The sequence below is a fragment of the Orlajensenia flava genome (genome assembly GCF_004801905.1).
In the GTDB taxonomy this organism is placed as follows: domain Bacteria; phylum Actinomycetota; class Actinomycetes; order Actinomycetales; family Microbacteriaceae; genus Orlajensenia; species Orlajensenia flava.
The window spans coordinates 63,508-88,550 of record NZ_SSSN01000014.1; the positions used below are offsets into that span (position 1 = coordinate 63,508).

Consider the following 25,043-nt stretch of genomic DNA (forward strand, 5'->3'; position numbering starts at 1 on the left):
GCGTCCGATTCCACTCACTTCGTCGCGACGGGTCCGAACGAGTCGACCACGTCGGCCATTTCCATCTCCGCCGTGGCCTGGATGAGGGCGACCAGGTCGGCGTCCAGACCCGGGGAGAACTCCTCGAGCCGTTCCGGCGAGATGACGGATGGAACCCCCTCGGGCGCCTGCTCGCTCGCGTCGAGCGTGGTTCCATCCTTCGACGGTGACATGCCCTGGAAGATGCGCCCGGCCTCGGACTGGCCGGCGAGATCGAAGCTGTATTGCTTGCTCTGCAGGCCGAGGTCGAGCAACTTCTTGACCTCGGGGAACTTCTCGGCGTTGGTCTTGGGAATCGGCAACAGGGTCTTCCAGTCGACGCCGAGGCTCTCGAGCGCCTTCGCATAGGCGTTCTCGTGAGCCTGATCGCGGACGATGAGGTAGGCGACCGTGCTGCGGGCGGTCGCGTTGTCGGTCATCTCGTAGATGCGGCACTTCTGCAGGCGGCCGGTGGATTCGAGCATGAGGTTGTAGAGCAGGTCGAGGGGGAGATTGCCCGAGTTGTAGACGTAGCTGCCACTCCAGGGGTTGCCGACCGAATCGACCGGCAGCGCCCCTTGGGCGCCCACGAGGTAGTGGTGGATGTTCCCTTCGCTGAGAGCGATGTTCAACGGGATGGCGCCGCCCGAACCGGGCGTGTCCAGCGGATCCGTCGCTTCGCCCTGATAGCGGGGGGAGCCGTCCAACAGGCGGGAGATGGTGGTGCCGATGAGCTCGACGTGGCTGATCTCCTCGGTTCCGATGCCCTGGATGACGTCGCGGAAGGGCTTGGCCGCAGCGCCCCGGAAGTTCATGCTCTGGAACAGGTACTGCATCATCGTGCGCATCTCACCGAACTGGCCCCCGAGGCCCTCCTGCAGGGCGTTAGCGGCGGCCGGATCCGGCTCGTCGCTGGCGATGTCGTTGATGAGTCGTTGCACGTGGAAGTACATGAGTGCTCCTTTGGACGATGTCGGGCAACCGTACGTCCGCCGTACCCCTCGATCTCGGGCTTGACAACGCCAGCCATGTCTAGCCGGGCGAGCCGCGCGGATGCCGAGTTGCACATCCGCCGAGGTCGGGCGCGGCGGGCTACACCGTATCGTGTCGGCTGGCAAGCCCTGTCCGTCGTCTCCAGACCCGCGCACGATTGCGGCACCGCTGATATGCGGTCGACGAGCGGTCGCACGGACCCAACGAGCCCGCCGTCACACGAGCAGAAGGAGCGGAATCATGACAGACATCTACCAAGAACACACCGAGCCGATGAAGGACGACGCGTCCGGCACGGTGGGCGTTGCGCGCGACGAGGCCAAGAACGTCGCCGGTCAAGCGGTCGATTCCGGCAAGTCGGTGGCAGCGACGGCGAAGGATGAGGCGGCGGGCGTTGTGGGCGAGGCCAAGGCCCAGGTGTCGACGCTGTTCCACCAGGTCACCGGCGAGCTGAAAGACCAGGCTGCGACACAACAGAGCCGTGCAGCCGATGGACTCCGCTCGATCGGCGGCGACTTGGACGACATGGCGTCGGCCTCGTCGGGCGGAGTGGCTGCGGACCTAGTGTCCCAGGCGTCCAGCCGCGCGAAAGCGTGGGGTTCGTGGCTCGCTGATCGCGATCCCGAATCGCTTGTCGATGAGGTGCGCGAGTTCGCGCGTCGACGTCCTGGCACGTTCATCGCGATTGCGGCGGTCGCCGGTCTGCTGGCCGGGCGCATCACTCGCTCCGCGGCCAGCAATGCCTCCGCCCCGGACAAGACGGGAACCGGAGCATCCGGTTCGCGCGTCGCTGACGTCTCGTCTGAGAGCCCCGACATCGAGGTGAACACCGTGGACGAGCCCTACCTCGCCGACGCACCCGCGCCGGCCACGTCCACTCCGCTGTACTCGTCGCTCGGGGGCGATGACCAGGTCGCTGACCCGGAAGGTGACCTGCCGGTGGTCGGCGACGCGGATGGATACAACACGGGCGTCTACAACACCGGTGGGTACGGCTCGGATGACCGAGATGAGGGAGCGTCCGACGAGTTCGGTGCCGGCAACGCCCAGCGCCCGGCGGGAGACGACCAGGGAGCGTCCGAGGAGTTCGGTGTCGGAAACGCCCAGCACCCGATCGGAGACGACCAACGATGACCGATCAGCCGACTCCGTCGGAGGAGAAAGCCGGCAACACGTCGCTGGGCGACTTGCTGAGTGAGGTGACGCGCGACGTGTCGACCCTCATGCGGCAAGAGGTCGCGCTGGCTCGAGCCGAGATCCAACAGTCGGCCAAGCGTGCCGGCAAAGGAGCGGGCCTGCTCGGTGGCGGCGGAGTCGCCGGCTTCCTGGCCGTGCTCTTCGTCTCGATCGCCGCGTGGTGGGGACTCGGATACCTGATCGGCAACGCCTGGTCGGGCCTGGTCGTCGCCGTCATCTGGGGCATCGTCGCTGCGGTGCTCTACGTGAACGGCCGAAAGGCGCTCGCGACCGTCGAGGGCGTGCCGCAGACCGTCGAGACGGTCAAAGAGATTCCCGAAACCCTGAAGCGAAACGAGGAGAACCGATGACGAACGACCCCGACCAGATCCGGTCGCAGATTGAATCCACCCGCCGTGACCTCGGCAGCGACGTCGACGCGTTGGCAGACAAAGTCGATCCGTCGAAGATCGCCCAACGGCAGGCCGATAAGGCCAAGGGTGCGCTGCGTTCCGTACGCGATCGCGTGATGGGTGCCGCGTCCGACGCGCAGGACAAGGCGGGCGGCGCGGCGGATGACGTCTCCGACGCAGCGCGTTCGGCCGTCGCGAAGGCGAAGGGGAACCCCCTGGCCGTCGGGCTGATCGCGTTCGGTGCCGGCTGGCTGCTGTCGTCGCTGATTCCGGCAAGCGAGAAGGAGAAGGAGCTCACCGCTTCGCTTGCGGATGCCGCCCAGCCGCTCATCAGCGAGGCTCAGGGCGTCGCCTCGACGATCGGCGAGAACCTCAAGGAGCCCGCCCAGGATGCAGCGACGGCCGTCAAAGACTCGGCAACCGAGGCCGTGGAGAACGTCAAAGCGGAGGCGAGTTCGGCCGTCGATGACGTGAAGGACCAGGCTGCCGACTCGCGGGAGAAGATCCAGGACGCGAACTGACGAACACGCGGGAACCCCGGCGCTCGGATGCAGCGCCGGGGTTCTTGGCGCACCGGAACTCTTCGCGTCCGGATTCAGGGGTCACCAGCCGCCGAGGTAGGCCTCGACGTCGGGCTCCTCGGAGAGTCGCTGGATTCCGGCTGCGGTGAGGTCGAGTGTGGGAAGGCGGGCATCGCCACCCCAGCGATCGAGTCGCGACCTCGCTCGACGCGACGCCACGCGAATGAGCATTTCGCCGTCGGTGGCGCGGATGATGACCTCGGAGAAGGCATCACCGTCGATGGCCGCCAGTGCGTCATCCAAGGAACCCGGCTCGACGCGGACGGCCCGCTCCACGATGACGTCGAGTCGAACCCGGTCGAAACGCACTCGGTCGAGACGCGCAGGGTCGAGCCGCGCAGGGTCGAGCCGCTCGGCCGCGCCCGCGTCGCCATCCGTCGCGGCCCGGGTTTCGGAAGCGAACCCACCATCCGCCTCGACGACGGCCGCCCCGGGCACGGCGGCCAGCATCGAGTCGAGGGTGATGAATCGCTGACCCGCGCTCAGATCACCAGTCGGAACGGTGACCGCGATGTCCGCCCGCGTCGAGGGAAGTCCTCGCCCCCGCGATGACGGAACCGGGATGAGCTCCGCCAGCCGAATCGCCTCGTCGTTCTTGCCGGCCAGGGAGTCACCGCGTCCCGCGCTGTCCGGTCCGTCGTGCCAGGCGACGGCGTCGGGCACGTGCGCCAGCACGGCGCCGTTCAGCCACGCGCGGTAAGCCCACTCCCAATCCTCTCCGCCGTAGCGGGTGAACGACTCGTCGAATCCGCCGGTCTCGGCGAAGAACCGCTGCGTGCAGGCGATCACCGCTCCGATGACGTAGCGATAGCTGCGGGAGTCGACGCGAAGCAGGTCGCCGGACGCGCCATAGGCGTCGGCCAACCAGGCGGGGTGGGGGAGCAGGTGCCGCGGCCCCTCCAGCTCGACGTCGGCGGCAGGATCGAGGGGGGTGAGATCCGCGTGTCGTCGACGCCCGACGGTCACGGCGTCCCAGGTGAGCGCGGGGAGTCTGCTGAGCCGCCTCAGGTAGTCCGGTTCGGGCGCCGTGTCGGCATCGAGGAAGACCAGCACGTCGTTGCGCGCCGCCGCGGCTCCGCGATTGCGCGCGGCGGCCAGGCGGAAGCCGAGGTCGTCCTGGCGGATCAGGTGGACGTGGCCCGGCACCTGCGGCGGTTCGCGCGAGCCGTCGTCGACGACGATGATTTCGAGCAGCTCCGCGGGATGACGCTGCCTATCCAGAGCTCGCAGGGTGCGAGCGAGCTGGCTCGGCTGCTCGTAGTGCGCGACGATCACCGAGATCGACGGCGGAGAGTCGGGTTCGAAATCGGCGAGTAGATCCCAGCGGTTGCCGGGGAGCGCCCATCCGTCGCTCCTCTGCAGCGTCATGAGACAGCCGCCCACCAGGATCGGTAGGCGTCGGCGGTCGACGCGAGTGTCGGGGCGAGCGACGTCCCGGCGGCGAGCCGCGTGGCGGCCGGATCGTGCCAGGCGGCCACCAGCTCATCCGCCAGCGCTGCGGAATCGAACAAGGTCATAGTGCCGGGTCTCAGCGCGGCCATCTCTCGGGAGTACCGGGAATCGACCACGAGCGGTCGTCGGCCGTGCTCGATCCAGTCGAGCATCGACCGCGAGGCCGAGACGTGCTGGTGGGCTGCCACGGGGATGCCGAATCCCGCCAGCTCCCGGTCGTATGCGCTGTCGTCGAGGTAGCCGGTGACGCGAAGGCGCACGCCGCGCTCGTTCGCGAGGCGCAGCAGGTCGGCGACATCGCCCTCGTGGCCGGGCGACGTTCCCCCGATCGCTACGACGGCGGCGTCGGCGGGGGCGGATCCCTGCGATCGCAGGCTGGCTACCGCGTCGGCCACGGCCGTGATGGCCTCACGGTGCCCCTTGCCCGGGTAGATGTAGCCGGCGATCAGCGCCACCAGGGGGTCATCACTGCGGTTCGTTGGACTCTCCGAGTCCGACAGGGGCAGCGGATGGCGGGTGCCGAGGGGGATGACTGCGACGGAGGCCGCCGGCTGCCCGAGGTACTCCTCGACCAGCTGCGCCTCGTGCTGGCTGTTCACCACCACGGCGTCGGCCGCGTGCGCGAATCGCGCGTAGGCCGCCACCCGGCGCGCGAGCGGGGCGCCGTCGGAGGCCTGTGGGAGGTCGTGAAGCGTGATGGCGAGTCGGGTCGCCGAGGCCATGCGCTCGAGGCTGTCCGCGGCCTCCTCGGGGGAGGATCCGAACAGGCGATCGGTGACATGCACGTGGGCGCGGTCGACCATCGTGGCGGCAGCCACCGCGCCGTCCACGTCGGGGACGGTGATGATCGAGGTGGACTCGTCGGCTGCCCGCACGGCGTCCGCCAGCTCGCGGGCGTATCGCACGACTCCGTGCCCGGGTGGCCCGACCAGAAGAAGGTGGGGAAGTTCCGGCTCGGGCATCTCGCAAATGCTGGTGCATAGGCGGCTCCGCGTCAAGGGTGGCCTACGCGTAACCCGGCGCGCGTACGGTGGACCTTCTATACTCGCCTCAACCCCGCGCGCGCCGATCCAGAGGGACCTTCATGCAGCAGACCGTCGCAGCGCCGGCTCGGACCGACGCTCTCGACGTCGGCCACGAGGTCACGGTGCTGTCGGTCCCCGCCGCTCACCCCTATGTCCGCAGCGTCACCGCTGCCCCGGGCATCACGAGCGCTCTCGAACCGACGGCGTCGACGGACGTATGGGCGCCATCCGCAGCACTCGACCCGGCATGGATCGTCGAGCATGCCGACGACGCGGATCTGCTGCACATCCACTTCGGGACCGAGTCGTTCTCCGTGCAGCACCTGGCATCCTGCCTTGCCGCCGCCCACCGGGTGAGCTGGCCGGTAGTGTTCACGGTGCACGACCTCGACCATCCGCAGCTCGCCGACCAGTCCCACTATCGCGACCAGCTCGATGTGCTCGTGGCCGGCTCTGACGCCGTCGTCACGCTCACCGCGGGAGCAGCCGACGAAGTCCGGCGCCGGTGGGGTCGCATCGCTGTCGTGTCGGCGCATCCGTCGATCCTCCCGGTCGGAGCGCCGCTGCCGCGGGTGTTCCCCTCCGACGAGGTGCGCATCGGCATGCACCTGAAGGACCTCCGCCCGAACGTCGACGCCGTGGCGATGGTGCGCGCGCTCGCCGACGCCCTCGCGCAGCTCGGGCAGAGGGGCATCACCGCAGACGCCGAGGTGCGCATGCATCGGGAGGTGCGCGACCCGGCAGCGCGCGAGGCGGTACGCGAGGTTGCCGCGAACAGCGAGCGGATGGTGCTCATCGAGCACGAGCGGCTCGACGATCGCGAGCTGGCCAACACGTTGTCACGCCTCGACGTGTGCGTGCTGCCGTACGGGCACGGCACGCACTCCGGATGGCTGGAGCTGTGCTGGGACCTTGGTGTCGGCGTGGTCGCTCCGGCGGTGGGGTTCTACGCCGAGCAGCATGCCTCCGTGCGCTCCTTCACGCTCGACGACTCGCTCACCGACTCGGGCGACTCGCTCGCGAGCGCGATCGCCGCGGTGCTCGACGCTTCGGGGGAGACGCGTGCGGGCACGGCCGCACGAGCCGAGGAGTTCGACCGCCGTCGCCTCACGCGCGTCGTCGACGACGAGCGGGTGGCGTCCGTCCACGCCGACCTCTACCGCAGCCTGATCGCCGAGCGACGATCGTGACGGCCCGTTCGAACCTGCGCATCGTCGTCATCGCACCGCTGCGTTTCCCCATCCGTCGTCCGCACGCGGGCGGCCTCGAGTCCGCGGTTTGGAACGAGGTGCACCAGCTGCGCGCACGGGGGCACGAGGTCACGTTGATCGCGCCAGAGGGATCGGATGGCGCCGCCATCACCATCCCGGCGCTGACCTGGCCGACCGGTTCGCGTCCCACCGACGACAGCTACCCTCCGAGCTACCTCGATCGTTCCGTTCCCGCTCTCGATCGCGCCCTCGACGTGATCGCGGCGACGCCGGAGCATTTCGACGTCATCTCCAATCACTGCCTGCACGGGTTGCCGCTGCAACGGGCCGGCGGGCTGGGCGTGCCGATGGTCTCGACGTTGCACACGCCGGTCGACGACGACCTGGTGCACGCCCACGCCTCGGCGACCGGCTATCGCAGCTCCTTCCTCTCGGTCAGCGAGTTCACGCGACGCGAGTGGGCGGCGGCGGGCGTCACGTCATCCGTCCTGCCCAACGCCGTCGATCCGATCGCGTGGCCGCTCGGACCGGGCGGGAGCGATCTCGTCTGGTTCGGCCGGATCGTGCCGGAGAAGGCGCCGCACCTCGCGATCGAGGTGGCCGAGCGGCTGGGGCGTCGGCTCATCATCGCCGGCCGCATCGGCGACGCGGACTACGCCGAGCGCTTCGTCCTGCCGCGGGTCGGGGCCGGTGTTCGCTACATCGGCCAGCTCGCGCCACACGAGCTCGCCGCCCTCGTCGGTCGCAGCGCCTGCTCGATCGCCACTCCCGTCTGGGATGAGCCGTTCGGGCTGGTCGCCCCCGAGGCGCTCATGTGCGGCACCCCGGTGGCCAGCTTCGCGGTGGGCGGCGTGGCGGAGATCGCCGGCGCGAGCCTCGGGATGGCCACGGCTCCGCGTCTGGACACCGAGACCTTGGCCGAGAGGGCGGCCGGCCTCATCGAGCAGGCCGAGAACGACGCGACGTTCCGGCCGTCCATCCGCGATCAGGCGCGTACGCGCTTCTCGCTGCCGGCGCGCATCGATGCGCTCGAGCGGCACTTCGCCGCCGTGATCGACGATCACGCCGTCGTACGGGAGCGCGCCGCGTGAGCCGGCCGCGGGTGGCCTGGTACGTCCACCACCACGGGCGCGGGCACGTCGGAAGGCTGCTCGCGATCGCTCCCCACCTCGACACGGACATCCTCTGCTTCAGTTCGCTACCGCGCCCCGACGGTCTGCCCGAGAACTGCGAGTGGGTGCACCTGGAGCGCGACGACGCCGTCGAACCCGGCGCACCACCGGCCGAGCGCGACCCGTCGGCCGGGGGTCTCCTGCACTGGGCCCCTCTCCTCCACGACGGACATCGGCGACGACTCACCGCGATCGCCGCAACCATCGATCGGCGCGCTGTCGCCGCCTTCGTGGTCGACGTGTCCGCCGAGGTGACCCTGTTCGCGCGCCTGCTCGGCATCCCTCCCGTTCTCATCACGCAGCCGGGGCAGCGGGATGATGACACCCACCTGCTGGCGTTCCGCGCCGCGGCAGCCATCATCGCGCCGTGGCCCGAGGAGCTGCTGCGCCCCCGACACCTCGGCGCGTTCCCGCAGGTGGCGTACGTCGGCGGCATCAGCCGGTTCGACGGTCGAACGGCCCCGTCCGACCACCGCTCCGGCGTGCTCGTCCTCAGCGGCGCGGGCGGCACGACCGTCACCGCCGAGGCGCTCGATGCGGCCGTGGCCGCCACCCACGGTCAGAGCTGGAGCTCCGTCGGCCCGCTCGGCGGAGGCGTCTGGTCGGCTGACCCGTGGGAGCAGCTGGGCCGCGCGGACGTCGTTGTCGCCTGGGCCGGCCAGAACTCCGTCGCCGACCTGGCGGCCGCCGGCTCCCGTGCTGTCATCATTCCGCAGGGCCGGCCGTTCGGTGAGCAGGACGCGACCGCGGACGCCTTGGAACACGCGGGTCTGGCGGTCGTGGAACGCGGATGGCCTACCGCCGATCGCTGGCACGACGTGCTGGGGCGAGCCCGAGCACTGCGGCCGGAGTGGTCGCGGTGGCGCACATCCGGTGCGGCGGCCCGTGCCGCTCGAGCGATCGAGGACGTGGCGAACACGCGGTGGCCATGACGCAGCGCGCGGCGGCATCCCGGGCGGTCATCACGTTGTGCTCGGCGCCGCGATCGGGTCACCTGCGACGTCAGCTGCATTCGCTCGAGGGCGTCGCCGACCTCCGGACGATCGTGGTGTGGATCGGCGACGACGAACCGCCGGCGCTTCCCGCCGACGACGTGCTGCGCGTGCCCCCTGGTCGAGCGGGGTTGCGTCTCGCCGCCGCGCGCAACGCCGGTGCCGACCGGGCGGTGGACACCGGCGCGTCGGTGCTGGTCTTCCTCGACGCGGACTGCCTCGCCGCACCCGACCTCGTGGACCGGTACGCAGCGGCGGCTCGCGCGCATCCGGATGCCGTGCTGTGCGGCCCGGTGACCTACCTCGAGCCGGGAGCCGACCCGGAGCTGCTGGGCGAACTCACCCGCCCGCATCCCGCTCGACCGGCGCCACCGCCCGGCGACGTGGTGCTGGCGGGCGCCGACGACTACGTGCTGTTCTGGTCGCTCTCCTTCGCCCTGACCTCCGACCGCTGGACGAGTGGGCCCCGCTTCGACGAGCGCTTCGAGGGCTACGGCGGCGAGGACACCGACTTCGCGTTCGGCCTGCGGGAGGCCGGCATCCCGCTCGCCTGGGTGGGAGGCGCGCACGCCTATCACCAGTACCACCCCACCTCATCGCCGCCGTGGCAGCACCTCGACGACATCCTGCGCAACGGACGGCTGTTCGCGGAGCGATGGGGCCGGTGGCCGATGGACGGCTGGATCGCCGCCTTCGCCGAGCGTGGGGCGATCAGCTGGGTCGACGGTTCGTGGGTGAAGGCCTCGGCTGATGCCGTTCCGCCGGACCCAGCAACTCATCCACCGCGCTGACCAGCTCGGAGGCGATCACGGTCGGCGTGTAGCGTCTCGCGGTCACCCGAGCGGTGTCGCCCAGGCGGGTCGCCAATGCATCGTCGTCGAGGATCCGGCCGATCGCGTCGGCCAGCGCCGCCGGGTCGTCGGGCGGAACCATGAGCGAATCCTCCCCGTCCGTGCAGAAATCGTCGAAGCCGCTTCCCGTCGTGCAGACGAGCGGTCGGCCGATCGCCTTCACCTCGAGCGCAACGTTGCCGAAGCCCTCCCAGCGCGAGGGGCACAGGACGACAGCCGACGCGGCGATGGCGTGGTAGAGCTCGTCGCCGCCGACGTGGCCGAGCCAGACCACCCGCTCGCGGGCCTCGGGCGGCACCGCCGCGAGCAACTCGGCCTGGTCGGGCTCGAACCGCCGATCGCCGCTCGCGCCGGCGAGCACCAGTTGCGCCGAGCCGTACCGGTCGGACACCGCACCGAATGCGGCGACGGCATCCGTCACCCCCTTGCGACGCTCGAGCCGCCCGAGAAACAGCACGACGGGCGCGTCTGCCTCGGGCCATCCGGCTGGCACGGGAGCGCGGAGTGCCGCTGCCGCCACGCCGTCCACGTCGATGCAGTTGCCGACGACGCGAGCGGGTGGCAGCCGGCGAAACAGCGTCTCCGTGCGGCTGAGCATGGCGTGCGAGATGGAGATGAGGCCTGCGGAGCGTCGGATCTGGCGGTCCTCGAGCCTGTTCTGCATGGCCACGACGAGTCGCGTGAGCCGGGGCAGGTCGGCGACGGCCAATCCGGACACAGCGTTGGCGAGCCTCAGGCTGGTCGCCAGGTTGGTCACGAGCGGCGCCGAACGGGGGAGCGCGGAGCCGAGCCCGCCCCACTCGGGCAGGAAGACCCGGTCGTAGCCGTGCCGACGAAGGATGGTCTTCAGCCGTCGGGTGCGCAGGGGCAACTCGATCAGGCGCGGCAGGCCGGCGGTCGAGACGAAGCCAACGATCCGCACGCCACCCAGATCCACGTCGGGCAACGCTGTGTCGGCCGAGAACACCACGAGGTCGACGTCGATGCCGCGAGCGACGAGCGCGGGCAGCAGGGCGGCGAGGTGGCGGCCGATGCCTCCGGTGTAGGCCGTCAGGCCCGCGTACTCGGTCGTGGCCACGAGCCAGCGCTCGGGGTGCGTCTGGGGCACGGCATCCGTCATCGGTAGCGTCTCGGAACGGTCCACTGTTTGCCGAAGACGAGGTTGAAGGATGCCGGCTCGAATGGGCTGTCCCCGCCGGCCGGATAACTCGTCAGCTCGCCGAACACCACGCGATCGCCGAGGTCGTAGAGGTCGACGCGGACGAAGTCGGTCTCCGCCCCGAGCCGCTCTGCGATGCCGATCATCTCCTCCAGCCGTGCCGGTCGGGAGGGAAGCGGATCGGCCCACGCCGGGCCACCGCTCATCGGCAGGTGCCGCCACTCCGCGTCGAAGAAGTCCTGCGTGCGCCCACCGAACCGCCCGGCGTCGAGCTGGATGAAGCGGCAGACGCCGTTGAAGACGAAGAACTTGAGGTCGTCGGGGATGCCGCCGCCCGGTGAGGCGAGGAACTCCTCGACGATGATACGCGGCGGCACGAGTCCGTACGCCCACTCGCGATTGGGACCTTGGCCGTACAGCTGGCCGACCCAGTGCCGGGCGATCGCCACCAGTCGGTCACGATCCGCCGCGGACGGGCGTACGTGCCGGTACACCCAGCCGTGCTCCGCCGCCGGCAGCACGCTGTCGGGCGCGGCGGCCGGCGACACGACGATGGCCGCTCCGCTCCCGTGGGTGGGTTTCACGACATAGCGCTCGGGCAGGTCGAGCGCGCGCAGCTCCGCCGGGTCGTCGAGCAGGGCGAGAGCCCGCGGCAGCACCTCCTCGCCCACCGCGGCGGCCACGTAGCGACGGACCGCGGCCTTGTCGGCGAAGGTCACGACCAGGTCGCGGTGGTCGCGCAGCATCTTGTAGCGCACCTTGTCCGTGAAGCTGCGGGGTCGGCGGGTGCGGAGGAGCCGCCACGTGCGCACCAGGCGGCTGCGCTCGCGCCAACGCACTTCGCCGTACTGCATCGCCCGCCCGTCCGCTCCCGATCGCTGATGCCGAGCGCTGTTGCCAGTATGGACGGGATGGCGGCATCGGGTCGCGGGGTGGCGCGAGGTGACGCAGGGATGCAAGGCGGATGACGGCTCAACCGCGCTCGGACGCCTCCTGTGGGTCCGCTTCGCGTCGTTTGAGCATCCGCAGGCAGAGGACGATGGCGCCGGCCGTGACCGCCGCGAGCACCACGTAGAACACGCCGAGGTTCAGCAGGTAGTCCAGCGGCAGGACGGTCGGGTTCGCGGTGCCGATGTGCTTCTTGATGATCTCGGGGATGAACAGCACGCTGACGATGACGGCGATCACGATGGCGCCCTGCACGATCGCGAGCACGGCGAAGGGGATGCGGCCGCCGGTGCGCCGCAGCAGCACGGCGACGCCGAACACGATCATCGCGGCGATGCCGTCGTGGATGATGAGCGCCCCGACGAGCCAGACGGCGATGCCGAGGTAGCGGGAGGGTGGGATGTCGTTCAGCAGCGTCACGGCGGCGATGACGAGCAGACCGACGCCGAGGGCGATCAGCACGACGCGCCAGCGGCGCATCCGCTCCGTCTCCGGCGCCTCGAGCGGCCCCTCGGGCCCCGCGACGGGGGAGGGCGTGACGCTCACGAGAGCACCTCCAGCCTGCTCAGCCACTTGGTCTGCAGCACGCCCGGGCGTGCGGGCGCGATGATGCGAGCAGGGTACCCGTGGTCGATGTCGAGCACTCCGCCGTCGACCTCGAGCGCCACGAGCGTGGTCTCGTCGCGCACGAACTCGGGCTGCATCATCGTCACGCCGTACGAGCTGTTGGTCTGCAGGCTCCGGATGCGCACGTTCGCGCCGGTGGGCGCCCCGACGGCGTCGACGAGGTCGCGCAGCCGCGGGCCGCGCCAGGTGGCGTACTGGCTCCAACCCTCGACGCACGCGATCGGCAGCACGGACTCATGCTGGGGCAGCGCGCGGAGAGCCGCGAGGTCGAACGACTTGGACGTCGCGCCGTTGGTGACCGTGAGTTTCCAGTCCGGGGACATCGCGCGGTCGATCACGTCGGCCGACCGCGCCGTCTTGTTGACCGGCAGCCCCTGCGGTCCGGTGCCGTTCTTGCGCGGCGCGAAGACGTTGACGCCGTCGAAGAGTCGGAAGGACTGGCCCGCGGTGAGGCCGACGACGGCCGCCACGGCGATGCCGACGGTGGCGAGGAAGCCCCGGCGGCTGGTCTTCGCCCGCGGGTCGGGCGCGTTCGGCGCCGGCTTCTCGTCGATCCACGCGAAGATGCGCCCGGTGACGCCTGCGGTCTGCGGCTCGCCGGTGAGCCGACGCAACTCGTCGGGCACCTCGAGTCGGGCATCCGGGTCGTCCTCGGTGACGACGACCTGGCCGTCCGCGTCGAGGGCGTCCGCCTTGCGCCAGTACCGGTTGATGATGGGCAGCTTCACGCCGATGTGGATCGCGAGCGACCCGATGATGACGTAGGAGAGCACGTAGTGGGTGTGCCGGAACGAGAACGGGAACAGCGAATAGAACTGGAAGGTGTTGAGCAGGCCGATGGTGATCTGCACGAGCGACGCCGACACGAACAGGGCGATCGACGCGCGCTCGAGGAAGTGCGGGAACGAGCGGATCGGCGGGCTGCGGAAGAGCTCGGGGAAGACCGCGTAGAGCTTGGCGAACAGCAGGGGGAAGCACGCGATGCCCGCGGTGATGTGCGTGCCCTGCGTGATCTGGTAGAGCCAGGTCGGGCGATTCGGGAACACCATCCCCGGCACCGGGTCCTGCAGGAAGTGGCTGTAGAGCCCGGTCGCGAAGCAGATCAGGAAGGCGGCAGCCAGCAGGCGCCCGATGACCACCGCCATCCGCGGGTTGCGTGATGGGGTCGCCAGAGCGTGGCGGAACTGGTGGAGGATGCGTTGAATCCGCCATTTCACGTGCATTTCCGGTCACCTCCTCATGAGAGCGTTCGTCACTCTACGTCGGACGGATGGGTCGCGCCCGCCCCAGATGTGACGGCTCGCGAACGGATCGGCCTCCCGTCCGCGCTTCGTAATGCTTCTTCGGCGATCGCCCGCCCACCCGGTGAATAGCATCGAAGCATGCCGAACCTCTCGGACCGCTCCCTGACGCGGCCTCCGCACCAGCGGGCGGTCGAGGGAACCCGGCACTCGGCGAGGCCGGCTTTCATCGGAGTGGCGGCGGCGCTGCTGCTGATCGCGCTCGCGATAGCGGTTCCCCGGCTGACCCACTGGCAGGTGCACGCCCAGTCGTGGGCTCCACTGCACGTGACGTGGCATCCGCGGGTCGGCATCGGCACGATTCCCGCCATCGTGGTCGGAGTGCTGGGCGTGGTGTTCGCCGCCACCATTGCACGCCGGGTGAGCTGGCGCATCCTGCTCCTCATCGCCTTCATCCTCGGTGTCGCGTGGTCGACGAGCCTCGCCCTCGTCGACGGGCTCGAGGGCATCACCGTCATCTTCGACCGCAGCAGCGAGTACCTCGGCAGCGCTCGGCAGGTGAGCGATGTCGGCGCCCTCCTGCACGAGTACATCGCGCGCATCCCGCTCGACTCCGTCGGCCACTGGCCGGTGCACCTGGCCGGGCATCCGCCGGGCGCCGTGCTGTTCTTCGTCCTCCTCGTCCGGCTCGGCCTCGGCAGTGCCGCCGCGGCCGGTTGGATCGTGCTCGTTCTTGGCGCGACGACGCCGGTGGCCGTGCTGCTCGCGGTGCGTCGGCTCGGAGCGGAGGATGCCGCCCGCCGCGCCGCGCCGTTCCTCGTGCTCGGGCCGGCCGCGATCTGGATGGCCGTCTCGGCCGACGGGCTGTTCGCCGCGGTGGCGGCGTGGGGGCTCTGCGCCCTCGCCTATGCGACCACGACCCGCCATCGTGGTGCGCGGGCGGGATGGGGCATTCTCGCCGGGCTGTTGCTGGGCTACGCCGTGATGATGTCGTACGGCCTGCCGTTGCTCGGCATCCTCGCGCTCGCGGTGCTCCTGGTGGCTCGCACGTGGCGTCCCCTGCTCTGGGCGGCCGGCGCCGCCGCGGGCGTGGTGCTCGCCTTCGCCGCGGGCGGATTCGCGTGGTGGCAGGCCTACCCCGTGCTGCACGAACGCTACTACGCGGGCATCGCATCCCAGCGGCCGTACGCCTACTGGGTGTGGGGAAACCTGGCGGCGCTCGCCGTGAGCGCCGGTCCGCTCGTCGGGGGCGTCGTGGCGCTCGTCGGCCAGCGTCTGCGCCGCTTCCGCGGGCTCACCGCGGAAGCCCGCGTCATCGTCATCCTCGTCGTGGCTGCCGCCGCCACCATTCTGGTAGCCGACCTGTCGGGCATGAGCAAGGCGGAGGTCGAGCGCATCTGGCTGCCGTTCGTCCCGTGGCTGCTGCTCGGTGCCGCCCTCCTGCCGCAGCGCTGGGTGCGCTGGGCGCTCGGCCTGCAGGTGGCATTCGCACTGGTGGCGCAACACCTGCTGTTCTCGCAGTGGTGATGACATGACGGACGAACAAGGGAGAGACATGACGGCGGAGAACGTGCGGATCGGCGTGATCGGGGGGTCGGGCGTCTACCGGCTCTTCCCGGACGGCGTGGGCGAGCAGCGAGCCATCGAGACGCCGTTCGGGGTGACCGTGACGGTCACCGTCGGCGAGATCGGCGGCCGTCGGGTGGCGTTCCTGCCCCGGCACGGAGCCGACCACTCCGTCCCGCCGCATCGCTTGGACGGGCGGCCGGTCGCCTGGGCGCTCGCCACCCTCGGCGTCCGTGCGATCATCTCGACCGCAGCGGTCGGATCGCTGACACCCGACATCCCGGTGGGCTCTCTCGTGCTCGCCGATCAGCTGGTCGACCGCACCTACGGCCGGCCGCAGACCTTCTTCGACGCCGACCTCGTTCGCCACCTGCCGTTCTCGGACCCGTTCTGCCCCGAGCTGCATGCCGTGGCGCTCGGCGCGGTGGACGGGCTCGTGCCGACGGCGAGCGTCGTCGTCATCCAAGGGCCCCGCTTCTCGACGCGTGCGGAGTCGCGCATCAATCGCTCGGCGGGCATCGACCTGGTCAATATGACGCTCCTGCCCGAGGTAGCGCTCGCTGCTGAACTCGGAATGGGAACCGCGACGCTCTGCGTCGTCACCGACGTCGACAGCGGAGAGCAGGCGGAGGATGCCGTGACCGCCGAGGCCGTGTTCTCGCGGCTGGCGGCGGCGGAGCCGCACATCCTCGAGGCCATCGGCGCGATCGCCCGAGCCATCCCCGTCGACTACGCGGGACGTCCGCTGATCGATGCGGACGCCGTGGCATCCGTCCTCGGCTGGCCGATCGTGACGGGCGCCACCGCATGACCGGCTCGCTGCTCGTCACCGGGGGGGCCGGCTTCATCGGCTCGCGCATCGTCGCGGCGGCCCTCGAGAGCGGATGGCGGGTGCGCATCCTCGATTCGTTCCGCGACGACGTGCACGCGAGCCCGCCGTCGATTCCCGATGGCGTCGACGTGATCGAGGGGGACGTGGCCGACGCCGTCGTCGTCGACCGCGCGCTCGATGGCATCGACGTCGTGAGCCACCAGGCCGCGAAGGTGGGGCTCGGCGTGAACCTCGACGACGCACCGGACTACGTGGCGTCGAACGACCTCGGCACCGCCGTGGTGCTCGCCGCGATGGGGCGGGCCGGCAACCGTCGCCTGGTGCTGGCCTCGTCGATGGTGGTCTACGGCGAGGGCCTCTACCTCGGCTCGTCGGGCGAGGTGCGGCCTGCGCCCCGCAGCGCGGCCGACCTCGCAGCGGGCGTGTTCGAGCCGCGTGACCCCGGCACCGGCGAGCTGCTGCGGCCGGGATTCGTGACCGAGGATGCCGCGCTCGACCCGCGGAGCGTCTACGCCGCCACCAAGCTCGCGCAGGAGCACCTGGCCGGGGTGTGGGCTCATGCGGCGGGTGGTCGGGTGGCGGCGCTCCGCTATCACAACGTCTACGGTCCGGGCATGCCGCGCGACACCCCGTATGCCGGTGTCGCAGCCATCTTCCGCTCCGCCATCGAGCGCGGCGACGTGCCACGGGTGTTCGAGGACGGCGGCCAGCGGCGCGACTTCGTGCACGTCGACGACGTGGCCCGGGCGAACCTGGCCGCGCTCGACTGGACGGCCGAGCAGCCGGAGGCGACCGTCCGCGCCTTCAACGTGGGCAGTGGCACGGTCACGACGATCCTCGAGGTGGCGCAGGCGCTCGCCGACACGATCGGCGGGAGCGCCCCGATCGTCACGGGAGACTACCGGGCCGGGGATGTGCGGCACATCACGGCGTCGTCGGATCGGGCGGCCCGGGAGCTGGGCTGGACCGCATCAGTACCCTTCGCCGACGGCATGCGCGACTTCGCGACGGCGCCCCTGCGCGCCTGACGCGGCCCGTCGCCGCCGAGATGCGTGCCTACGCGGCGGTGCCTGCTCCGCTGACAAGGGCGTCGCTCGGCAGCAGTACATCGAAGCGGCAGCCGCCCGGAACGTTGCGCACGGTCACCTCGCCCCGATGGGCGGTGACGATCCCGCGCACGATCGCCAGGCCGAGGCCCGCCCCACTCGAGGTCGGCGGATGCGGCGACGGGGTGCGCGCCGAGACGCCGCGCCACCCGGGCTCGAAGACGCGATGCAGGTCGTCATCCGCGATGCCGCCGCCGTTGTCGGTGACGGAGACGGATGCCCGACCGTCGACCACGGCGGCCGAGATGGTGATGGGGGCGTCGGCGGGGGTGTGCTGGATGGCGTTCATGATGAGGTTCGAGACGGCGCGCGCCAGTTCGCGAGGGTCCACGGAGACCACGATGTCGCTGTCCAGGGTCGACTCCACGCGGATCTCTCGGCCGCCCGCGACATGGCGCAGGTCGGCGACGGTGTCGGACACGACGTCGTAGAGCGAGACCTCCTGCAGGGAGAGGTGCAGCGTGCCCGAGTCGATCTTGGAGAGCTCGAACAGGTCGTCGACCATGGCCGAGAGCTGGCTGACCTGCTGGCGCATCTGCCGGTAGTAGCGCTGCGGGTCCGCCGCCAGCTCGTCCTCGAGCGCCTCGGCCATCGACATGATGCCGGCCAATGGCGTGCGCAGGTCGTGCGCGATCCAGGCGACCAGTTCGCGCCGGGAGTCCTCGATGCGCTTCTCCCGTTCGCGCGACTCGGCGAGCTTGGCGCTCGTCGCCATCAGCTCGGCTCCGAGCGCGCTCAGCTCGGCACTGGACTGGTAACCCGTCGATGTCACGAGTTCGCCCTCGCCGATGGTGCGTGCGGCCCGGAAGAGCGCCCGGGCGTTCCGCACGACGAGGAAGCTGAGGGTCGCCGACAGGAGAAGGGAGACCAAGCCGGAGATGATGGCGACGTTCAGGGCGACGGTGAAGTCGTGCGGCGAGAGGTACATCAACTGCGCGACCATCACCATGCTGGACACGACGGCGATGATCGCGCCGGCCACGAGCACGCAGACCTGCACGAGCATCGAGGCCTTGCGCAGCAGCAGGAGCGCGAAGACGCTGATCGCGCCCACGATCATCGAGGTGAACAGGGCGACGCCCGCCACCGCGACCAGATCAGGCCAGCTCATCGCCATCCCCCGACGTCTCCTCGATCTCGAAGCGGTAACCGATGCCCCACACCGTCCGCAGCATCACCGGCTGGGTGGGGTCCACCTCGATCTTCTCGCGAAGTCGACGCACGTGCACGGTGACCGTCGAGAGATCACCGTGCGTCCATCCCCACACCGAGCCGAGCAGGTCCTCACGGCTGAAGGCCTGGTTCGGATGCTTCAGCATGAACTCCAGCAGCGAGAACTCGCGCACCGTCAGCGCCAACGGCAGGCCGTGCATGAGCACGATGCGGGCCGAGGCGTCGAGGTGGAACGGCCCGCGGTCGAGCACGGGTTCGGGGGCGAATTCGGCGAGCGAGCGGCGCAGCACGGACTGCACCCGCAGCACGAGCTCGCGCGGTGAGAACGGCTTGGCGAGGTAGTCGTCGGCTCCGGCCTCGAGGCCGGCGATACGATCCTCCTCGCTGCCGAGGGCGGTCAGCATGATGATCGGCGTGGAATGCCGGGTGCGGATGCGCCGGCACGCCTCGATGCCGTCGACGCCGGGCAGCATCCGGTCGAGCACGATGAGGTCGGGCGAGATGCGGTCGACGGCGGCGATCGCGGCGAACCCGTCGGCGGCGAGATCGACTACGAAGCCCGCGGAACGCAGGTAGCTCCCGGCGACCTCGGACACGGTCTCATCGTCGTCGACGACGAGCACCCGCCGGTCGACGAGGTCGTCGTTCCCGAGCATCTGCGCGGGGGAGCTGTTCACATCGGACAGACTACGTCCGCTCCGACACCGGATCGGCAGATGCCGACTGCCGTTCCCGGTCCGTAATGTTTCTCGGGTGAGCCTGTCGTGCCGCCCCCGTAGCGTCGAGTTATGAACGAACCGCACGTCGACGTCGTGCTCCCGTGTCTCGACGAGGAGCAGGCCCTGCCGCGCGTGCTCGCCGCCGTTCCCGCCGGCTATCGCGCGATCGTGGTCGACAACGGCTCGACCGACCGATCGGCGGAGGTGGCCCGCTCCCTCGGCGCCCTCGTGATCGAGGAGACCCGTCGCGGATTCGGAAGCGCCGTCAACGCCGGAGTGGAGGCTGCGACGGCGCCCATCATCGCCATCTGCGACGCGGATGCCTCGCTCGACCTCGCCGAGCTTCCCCGCCTGGTCGCGTTGCTCGAGGGAGCCGACCTCGTGCTGGGGCGTCGCGTGCCCACCTCATCGCGCGCGTGGCCGGCCATCTCGCGTTTGGCCAACCGCGCCGTCGCCGCGCGATTGGGGCGCAAGACAGGCGTTCGCCTCCACGACATCGGCCCCATGCGGGTCGCCCGCACCCGCGCGCTGCAGAGCCTCCCGTTGCGCGATCGCCGCAGCGGCTACCCACTCGAGATGGTGGTGCGCGCCGCCCAGGCCGGCTGGCGCATCGTCGAGACCGACGTGGTCTATGCGCCCCGGGTCGGACGCTCCAAGGTGACGGGTACGGTGCGCGGATTCCTCACGGCGGTCGGCGACATGTCCCGCATCCTCGCCGAGCGCCCCGCGTCCGCCTCCGCAACCGCCTCCGCCGAGCGTCACGCGCCCGCCGAGCGGAGCGTACCCGCCGAGCACAGTGCACCCGCCGAGCCCGCCTCCGCCGAGCGGAGTGCGTCATGACCGCCATCGTCGTCATCGCCAAGGAGTGTCTGCCGGGCCGCGTGAAGACCCGGTTGCATCCGCCGCTGTCGCTCGAGCAGGCAGCCGAGCTGGCCGCCGCGAGCCTCGACGACACCATCGAGGCTGTCCGCAGTATCCCCGCCGACCGCCGCATCCTGTTCTTCGACGGCGACATGCCCCCGGCATCCGCCGACGGCTTCGAGATCATGCCGCAGCCGGCCGGCACACTCGACGAGCGCCTCGCCGCCCTCTTCGACGCCCTCGACGAACCGACCGTGCTGGTCGGCATGGACACCCCGCAACTCCGACCCGGTGACGTGCGCTGGCCCGATAGCGGTGACGTCGTCTTCGGTCCGGCGCTGGATGGCGGGTACTGGGCCATCGGCATGCGCGAACCGCGCGGCGACCTGATTCTCGGCGTTCCCATGTCGAGGGCTGAGACCGGCGCGCACCAGCTGGCCGCCATCGCCCGCGCCGGCCTCTGCGTCGAACTGCTGCCCGTCCTGCACGACGTCGACGAGATCGCCGATGCCGAGAGCGTCGCGGCGCTCGCGCCGCACACCCGATTCGCTCGAGCCCTCGCGGCAGCGTCATCCGAGGGGGATGCGGCATGAGCGCCGAGGAGACCTTCGGGGTCGGCGGAGGGGAGCCCTACCGGGTCGCCCTCGGCTCGGTCACCCCGTCTCGCATCAGCCTGCACCGTGTCGGCGAACCGCACGCCAGCATCGAGATGGATGTCGGCGAGTGGCAGCGTCCGGCCAACCAGGCCGACGTCACCGCCCTCGACGGGGCGAGCGGCCCCGTGCTCGACGTGGGCTGCGGGCCAGGGCGCATGGTGCGCGCCGCGTCGTCGCGCGCCCTTCCCGCCCTCGGCATCGACGTGCTCGTCGAGGCGATCGCCCTGACGGTGGCGGATGGGACGCCGGCCCTACGGCGTTCGGTGTTCGACCGCCTCCCGCTCGAGGGCCGCTGGAGCACGATCCTGCTCATGGACGGCAACGTCGGCATCGGTGGCGACCCGATCACCCTGCTGCAGCGCTGCCGCACCCTCCTCGCCCCCGGCGGATCGGTCGTCATCGAGGTCGACGGCGACCCCGGCTTGCTGGACGAGTCCCTCTACACGGCCGTCACGGACACGGGGGAGGAGAGTTCGCCGTTCCCCTGGGCGCGGGTGGGCCATGACGCGATCGAAGAGGTGGCGGAGGCTGCTGGTCTCGAGATCTCGGGCCGCTGGGTGGCCGACGGGCGGCACTTCGTGCGGGCCGGTCGCGCGAGCATCCTCACCGCCGTACCTCGCTGAGTCGCCACACGACTCCCCGACGCCTCGCCATCAGCTGCTGAGCCCCGACTCGTCGACGGGCCCACGTCGCGCGCGTGATGCGGAGATCCGCCGCGACACGCCGTGGGTGTTGGCGCGTGGGCGGCGTGTCGCGACGGATCTCCGCGGTCGCGAGCTGATTCGGGCTCAGCTCGCGGCGGGAGTCGACGTCGACGAGGACTTCTTCGTCGACGACCCCTTCGAGGAGGCGTGCAGCGCCTTGGCCGCGTCCCTGCCGTCGGCCGCCGCCTTCTTGATGTCGTCACGCGCCGACTCGATCGACTTCTGGGATGCGTCGAGCGCGGTGTGATCGCCGTCGTAGGACGCGGGAGTGACGGCGAGCGCATCACTGGCCACGTGCGAGACGGCGCTCTTGGCGGAGTCGGCGAGCTTGGCCATCTCGGCGAGCTTGTCGGTCACGTCCGATCCGGCCTTCCTGCTATTGGCGAGCTTCGAGAGCCGATCGTGCGCCGTGTCGAGGGCCGGCAGGGTCTTGCTCGTGATGCGGTCGGCCGCGGCAGCATCCCGCGCCTGGCGCAGGGCGACGGTGTACACCCGGTAGTCGGAGTAGATGCTCCTCACGTCCTTCTCGGCGGCCGCGGCGTCGGTGTCGGCGGCGATCGTGGTGGCGAGCTTGGTCATCGCGTCGCGGTCCTTCGAGAAGGTGCCCAGGATGGTGGAGCGGTGGTCGTCGCTCAGCGTGGTGTCCTTCTTGACGGCATCCGTCGCCTGGTCGAGCGAGGCGATGCGCTTGCTCGTGGCCGTGGCTCCGGCCTTCTGGAGGTCGGCGAGGGTGCGAGGAGCCTTCGTGGTGGCGCTCGGCGCGGGCGTCGGTGTCTGCGTGTCGGCGAAGGCTGCGGCCGAGGCGCCGGCGGCCAGCGCGATGCCGAGCCCTCCGGCGACGATCGCGTTTCTGATGCTTCGGTTCATGGGTGTTCTCCTTCGCGAGGCCCCGGATCTTCCGCGGCTCGATGGGTGGTGTGATCCCACGATCGCCTGCCGGTGTACGGCGGACGTGATGCGAATGTTCGGATCAGGTAATGGGTAGCAGCACGCGGAAGCAGGCACCGCCCTCGGGTGCCGGGAGCGCCTCGATGCGGCCTCCGAGCCGCCCCACGAGCCGACGCGCAATGGAGAGGCCCAGTCCCGTGCCGACGGCGCGCTCGTTGCGATAACGCTCGTGGAGCGCGCCGCGATCGAAAGCGACGGCGAGGTCGTCCGCCGTGAGTCCCGGTCCGCCGTCGCGGACCTCGAAGATGAGGTCGGATGCGTCGGCACGAGCCGCGATGACGAGCGGAGCGCCGCTCGGGGTGACCCGCACCGCGTTCTCGATCAGCCCGTCCAGCACCTGCCGCACGCGCATGGCGTCGCTGCGGAACAGCAGCGGGTCCGAGGGGGTCTCGATGCGCAGGTGGATGCCGAGCTGCGCGGAGCGTGCCGACCAGGCCTGTCCGGCCGCCGCGACGATGGCGTGGGCGTCGACATCCTGCACGCTGATGGCGAAGTCGTCGGCCTCCATCCTCGCCAGTTCGAGCAGGTCGTCGACGAAGCGGCCGAGGCGTTGCGACTCGGCTGAGAGCGTCCTGCCGACCGCGTCGAGCTGATCGGCCGGGACCATCCCGTCAGCCAGAGCCTCGGCGTACCCGCGGATGGCGGTGAGCGGAGTGCGCAGCTCGTGCGAGACCGACAGCAGGAACTCGCGCTGCCGAGATTCGCTGCCGATGAGGGCGGTGTCGAGTCCGGCCAGGGCCCGGCCGATGTCGTCGACCTCGGGAATGGACTGGTGCTCGATGACCACTCCGCGCTCACCGGCCGCCATCCGTCTCGCGCTGCCCGCGAGGTGGGCGAGCGGCCGTCCGATGCGGCGACTCAGGATGAGGCCCGCGATGATGGCGGCCGCGAACCCGATCGCCAGGGCCACGAGCGTCCACCGGAGGAAGACGGCGGAGCCGGCGCGGATGTCGTCGACCCGTCGGATGCCGACCACCCCGCCGCCATCCGTCCGGGGCACCGCCTCGACGATCGCCTCCTGCCCGCCGATGCGCACCGTGCGCGAGAGCGTGCGACCGGCGTCCAGCGCCGCCAGGATCCGCCGCCCGACGAAGGCCGAGGCGTTTCCGCTCACCGTCCCGTCCGCGTCCACGACCGCGAACCGCGCTCCGTCCGTCTTCTCCTTGGCGGCAGCGACGTCGGCGAGGGAATCGCTGGAGAGGTCCGCGAGGGCGGCGGTCTGCGAACGCAGCTCGTCGCGCGCCTGCCCGAGCGCGACGGTCTGCACCACCTGCAGCGACACACCCGCGGTGACGAGCACCGCGATGAGGCTCACCCCGATGGTCATGGCGAGGATGCGGCCCGAGAGCGTGGAGAGGTATCCGCCGCGCCGGCGTTCAGCCATCGGGCTGCCCGACGGCATAACCGACGCCGCGGACGGTGCGGATGATCGCGCCGTCGGGCCCGAGCTTGGTGCGGAGTTGGGCGACGTGCACGTCGACGGTGCGGCTGCTGGAGTAGTCGGCGATTCCCCACACCAGCGAGAGCAACTGCTCTCGGGCGAACACCTGCTCCGGCCGGGCCATCAGCTGCGCCAGCAGGTCGAACTCGGTGGCGGTGAGGCTCACGCGCCGCTCTCCGACGCTCGCCGAGCGGCGACCCGGATCGAGGGTGACCGGTCCGACCCGGCGGACGCCGGCATCCGCGGTTCCCGCCGTGCGACGGATGATGGCACCCAGCCGGGCGACGACCTCGCGCGGCGAGAACGGCTTGGTGATGTAGTCGTCGGCGCCCAGCTCGATGCCCAGGATGCGGTCGACCTCGTCGTCGCGGGCGGTCACGAAGATCACCGGAGTCCAGTCACCCTCGGCTCGCAGGGTGCGGCACACCTCGACGCCGTTCATGCCCGGCAGGCCGACGTCGAGCACCACGGCGGCGGGACGCAGCCGTCGCACGGCATCGAGCGCGCGCCGACCGTCGGTCTCGACGTGAACGCCGTAGCCGGCGCCGGTGAGGTAGAGCCGTTCGAGTTCGACGATGGAGCCCTCGTCTTCGACGATGAGCACGAGCCCGCGATCCTCCGGCACGGCTCCATTCAAGCCGCCCATCGGCGGGGATGCACAACCGAGACGGCGTTCCTTACACATCTCGAACATGCGCGCGAGCACACGGAGGAGATGCCGGCGGACGCCGTGCTCCTCGACGACTAGCATCGTCCGTATGGGAACCCTCTTCTACGGCAGCGAGCCGATCCCCATGGAGGATCGCACGCTGGCGCATCTCAAGGTCGCGGTGGTCACCAAGCTTCGGCGTGGCGAGAACTTCACCCTGTCCTGGACGCACGGGGAAGAGGACGTGCGCGGACGCACGACCATCTGGATGCACGAGTCCATCCCGCTGCGGTTCGAGTTCACCGAGCCCGAGCCGCCCGACCTGCACCGGGAGTGGATCGAGTCCATCCTGCGATCGGCCAACACAACGGGCGGCATCATGCTCACCCCCGAGAACATGGAGAGCGGGAGCACCGCTGCCGCCATCGAAGGCGATGGTGGTCTCGCGATCGCCTGAGCCGCTGCCGCACCTGTTGCTCATCAGGCGTACACCTCGTCGTAACCGGCACCCCGCCGCTCCTTAACCACC

26 protein-coding genes are annotated in these 25,043 nt (G+C 70.6%); 14 read left to right on the top strand and 12 right to left on the bottom strand.

Annotated elements, in window-relative coordinates:
- Positions 1–14: 14 nt before the first annotated feature.
- Positions 15–971: a manganese catalase family protein gene (locus tag E6C70_RS15115; protein WP_136425337.1), complete on the bottom strand. Its 957-nt coding sequence runs from the start codon at positions 969–971 to the stop codon at positions 15–17.
- A gap of 280 nt (positions 972–1,251) precedes the next feature.
- Here E6C70_RS15115 and E6C70_RS15120 point away from each other — a divergent pair, with 280 nt between their 5' ends.
- Genes E6C70_RS15120 through E6C70_RS15130 form a run of 3 tightly spaced genes read left to right on the top strand, consistent with a single transcriptional unit; the run spans position 1,252 to position 3,121 of the window.
- Entirely contained in the window at positions 1,252–2,145 is an 894-nt protein-coding gene (locus E6C70_RS15120) for a hypothetical protein (RefSeq protein WP_136425338.1), read from the top strand.
- A complete protein-coding gene (locus tag E6C70_RS15125) occupies positions 2,142–2,558 on the top strand; it encodes a phage holin family protein (RefSeq protein ID WP_136425339.1) in 417 nt (138 codons plus the stop codon). The genes E6C70_RS15120 and E6C70_RS15125 overlap by 4 nt, the downstream gene beginning before the upstream one ends.
- Positions 2,555–3,121, top strand: a complete 567-nt coding sequence (locus E6C70_RS15130) for a DUF3618 domain-containing protein (protein ID WP_136425340.1) — start codon at positions 2,555–2,557, stop codon at positions 3,119–3,121. Before E6C70_RS15125 ends, E6C70_RS15130 begins: the two co-directional genes overlap by 4 nt.
- A gap of 81 nt (positions 3,122–3,202) precedes the next feature.
- On the opposite strand, the gene E6C70_RS15135 is transcribed toward E6C70_RS15130, so the two are convergent.
- Both E6C70_RS15135 and E6C70_RS15140 read right to left on the bottom strand, forming a co-directional pair.
- Positions 3,203–4,549, bottom strand: coding sequence for a glycosyltransferase (locus E6C70_RS15135; protein WP_136425341.1), 1,347 nt, complete (start codon positions 4,547–4,549; stop codon positions 3,203–3,205).
- The gene (locus tag E6C70_RS15140) at positions 4,546–5,595 is read right to left on the bottom strand and encodes a glycosyltransferase (RefSeq protein WP_136425342.1); all 1,050 of its coding nucleotides are present in this window, start codon (positions 5,593–5,595) and stop codon (positions 4,546–4,548) included. The genes E6C70_RS15135 and E6C70_RS15140 overlap by 4 nt, the downstream gene beginning before the upstream one ends.
- Before the next feature lie 122 nt (positions 5,596–5,717).
- On the opposite strand from E6C70_RS15140, the gene E6C70_RS15145 reads away from it, so the two are divergent.
- From E6C70_RS15145 to E6C70_RS15160, 4 genes are read left to right on the top strand one after another with little or no spacing between them, the layout of a single operon-like run.
- Positions 5,718–6,848: a glycosyltransferase gene (locus E6C70_RS15145; protein ID WP_136425343.1), complete on the top strand. Its 1,131-nt coding sequence runs from the start codon at positions 5,718–5,720 to the stop codon at positions 6,846–6,848.
- On the top strand, positions 6,845–7,960 hold the full coding sequence (locus E6C70_RS15150) for a glycosyltransferase (RefSeq protein ID WP_136425344.1): 1,116 nt from the start codon (positions 6,845–6,847) through the stop codon (positions 7,958–7,960). Before E6C70_RS15145 ends, E6C70_RS15150 begins: the two co-directional genes overlap by 4 nt.
- 11 nt (positions 7,961–7,971) lie before the next feature.
- Positions 7,972–8,973: a glycosyltransferase gene (locus E6C70_RS15155; protein ID WP_235833562.1), complete on the top strand. Its 1,002-nt coding sequence runs from the start codon at positions 7,972–7,974 to the stop codon at positions 8,971–8,973.
- Positions 8,970–9,824 carry a glycosyltransferase family 2 protein gene (locus E6C70_RS15160; protein WP_136425346.1) on the top strand — a complete coding sequence of 285 codons (855 nt, stop codon included), beginning with the start codon at positions 8,970–8,972 and terminating at the stop codon, positions 9,822–9,824. The genes E6C70_RS15155 and E6C70_RS15160 overlap by 4 nt, the downstream gene beginning before the upstream one ends.
- Here the strand turns inward: E6C70_RS15160 and E6C70_RS15165 are convergent.
- The 4 genes from E6C70_RS15165 to E6C70_RS15180 form a co-directional block, all read right to left on the bottom strand.
- Positions 9,745–11,004, bottom strand: coding sequence for a glycosyltransferase family 4 protein (locus E6C70_RS15165; protein WP_136425347.1), 1,260 nt, complete (start codon positions 11,002–11,004; stop codon positions 9,745–9,747). The two genes, E6C70_RS15160 and E6C70_RS15165, sit on opposite strands and share 80 nt — an antisense overlap.
- On the bottom strand, positions 11,001–11,897 hold the full coding sequence (locus E6C70_RS15170) for an ATP-grasp fold amidoligase family protein (RefSeq protein ID WP_136425348.1): 897 nt from the start codon (positions 11,895–11,897) through the stop codon (positions 11,001–11,003). Before E6C70_RS15170 ends, E6C70_RS15165 begins: the two co-directional genes overlap by 4 nt.
- 118 nt (positions 11,898–12,015) lie before the next feature.
- Positions 12,016–12,537 (bottom strand): hypothetical protein, encoded by a 522-nt coding sequence (locus tag E6C70_RS15175; RefSeq protein WP_136425349.1) that lies wholly within the window; start codon positions 12,535–12,537, stop codon positions 12,016–12,018.
- Entirely contained in the window at positions 12,534–13,841 is a 1,308-nt protein-coding gene (locus tag E6C70_RS15180; protein ID WP_235833564.1) for a molybdopterin-dependent oxidoreductase, read from the bottom strand. The genes E6C70_RS15175 and E6C70_RS15180 overlap by 4 nt, the downstream gene beginning before the upstream one ends.
- 159 nt (positions 13,842–14,000) lie before the next feature.
- Between E6C70_RS15180 and E6C70_RS15185 the strand changes: the two genes are divergently transcribed.
- From E6C70_RS15185 to E6C70_RS15195, 3 genes are read left to right on the top strand one after another with little or no spacing between them, the layout of a single operon-like run.
- Positions 14,001–15,386, top strand: coding sequence for a hypothetical protein (locus E6C70_RS15185; RefSeq protein WP_235833566.1), 1,386 nt, complete (start codon positions 14,001–14,003; stop codon positions 15,384–15,386).
- Positions 15,387–15,414: 28 nt separating this feature from the next.
- Entirely contained in the window at positions 15,415–16,236 is an 822-nt protein-coding gene (locus E6C70_RS15190) for an MTAP family purine nucleoside phosphorylase (protein WP_136425350.1), read from the top strand.
- The gene (locus E6C70_RS15195) at positions 16,233–17,285 is read left to right on the top strand and encodes an NAD-dependent epimerase/dehydratase family protein (protein WP_136425351.1); all 1,053 of its coding nucleotides are present in this window, start codon (positions 16,233–16,235) and stop codon (positions 17,283–17,285) included. The genes E6C70_RS15190 and E6C70_RS15195 overlap by 4 nt, the downstream gene beginning before the upstream one ends.
- Before the next feature lie 28 nt (positions 17,286–17,313).
- Here E6C70_RS15195 and E6C70_RS15200 read toward each other — a convergent pair whose 3' ends face one another.
- Complete coding sequence (locus E6C70_RS15200; protein ID WP_136425352.1) at positions 17,314–18,474, bottom strand: sensor histidine kinase; 1,161 nt, start codon at positions 18,472–18,474, stop codon at positions 17,314–17,316.
- Positions 18,461–19,192 carry a response regulator transcription factor gene (locus E6C70_RS15205; RefSeq protein WP_136425415.1) on the bottom strand — a complete coding sequence of 244 codons (732 nt, stop codon included), beginning with the start codon at positions 19,190–19,192 and terminating at the stop codon, positions 18,461–18,463. The genes E6C70_RS15200 and E6C70_RS15205 overlap by 14 nt, the downstream gene beginning before the upstream one ends.
- 132 nt (positions 19,193–19,324) lie before the next feature.
- Here E6C70_RS15205 and E6C70_RS15210 point away from each other — a divergent pair, with 132 nt between their 5' ends.
- From E6C70_RS15210 to E6C70_RS15220, 3 genes are read left to right on the top strand one after another with little or no spacing between them, the layout of a single operon-like run.
- Positions 19,325–20,095, top strand: a complete 771-nt coding sequence (locus E6C70_RS15210) for a glycosyltransferase family 2 protein (RefSeq protein ID WP_136425353.1) — start codon at positions 19,325–19,327, stop codon at positions 20,093–20,095.
- The gene (locus tag E6C70_RS15215) at positions 20,092–20,709 is read left to right on the top strand and encodes a TIGR04282 family arsenosugar biosynthesis glycosyltransferase (RefSeq protein ID WP_136425354.1); all 618 of its coding nucleotides are present in this window, start codon (positions 20,092–20,094) and stop codon (positions 20,707–20,709) included. Before E6C70_RS15210 ends, E6C70_RS15215 begins: the two co-directional genes overlap by 4 nt.
- Positions 20,706–21,395, top strand: coding sequence for a methyltransferase domain-containing protein (locus E6C70_RS15220; protein WP_136425355.1), 690 nt, complete (start codon positions 20,706–20,708; stop codon positions 21,393–21,395). Before E6C70_RS15215 ends, E6C70_RS15220 begins: the two co-directional genes overlap by 4 nt.
- A gap of 165 nt (positions 21,396–21,560) precedes the next feature.
- On the opposite strand, the gene E6C70_RS15225 is transcribed toward E6C70_RS15220, so the two are convergent.
- The 3 genes from E6C70_RS15225 to E6C70_RS15235 all read right to left on the bottom strand — a co-directional run bounded on the left by E6C70_RS15225 (position 21,561) and on the right by E6C70_RS15235 (position 24,490).
- Positions 21,561–22,343, bottom strand: a complete 783-nt coding sequence (locus E6C70_RS15225) for a hypothetical protein (protein WP_136425356.1) — start codon at positions 22,341–22,343, stop codon at positions 21,561–21,563.
- Between the two features lie 103 nt (positions 22,344–22,446).
- Positions 22,447–23,808 carry a HAMP domain-containing sensor histidine kinase gene (locus tag E6C70_RS15230; protein WP_168770981.1) on the bottom strand — a complete coding sequence of 454 codons (1,362 nt, stop codon included), beginning with the start codon at positions 23,806–23,808 and terminating at the stop codon, positions 22,447–22,449.
- The gene (locus tag E6C70_RS15235) at positions 23,801–24,490 is read right to left on the bottom strand and encodes a response regulator transcription factor (RefSeq protein WP_235833570.1); all 690 of its coding nucleotides are present in this window, start codon (positions 24,488–24,490) and stop codon (positions 23,801–23,803) included. Before E6C70_RS15235 ends, E6C70_RS15230 begins: the two co-directional genes overlap by 8 nt.
- A 133-nt stretch (positions 24,491–24,623) precedes the next feature.
- On the opposite strand from E6C70_RS15235, the gene E6C70_RS15240 reads away from it, so the two are divergent.
- Complete coding sequence (locus tag E6C70_RS15240) at positions 24,624–24,971, top strand: DUF7882 family protein (protein WP_136425359.1); 348 nt, start codon at positions 24,624–24,626, stop codon at positions 24,969–24,971.
- Positions 24,972–25,043: the final 72 nt, after the last annotated feature.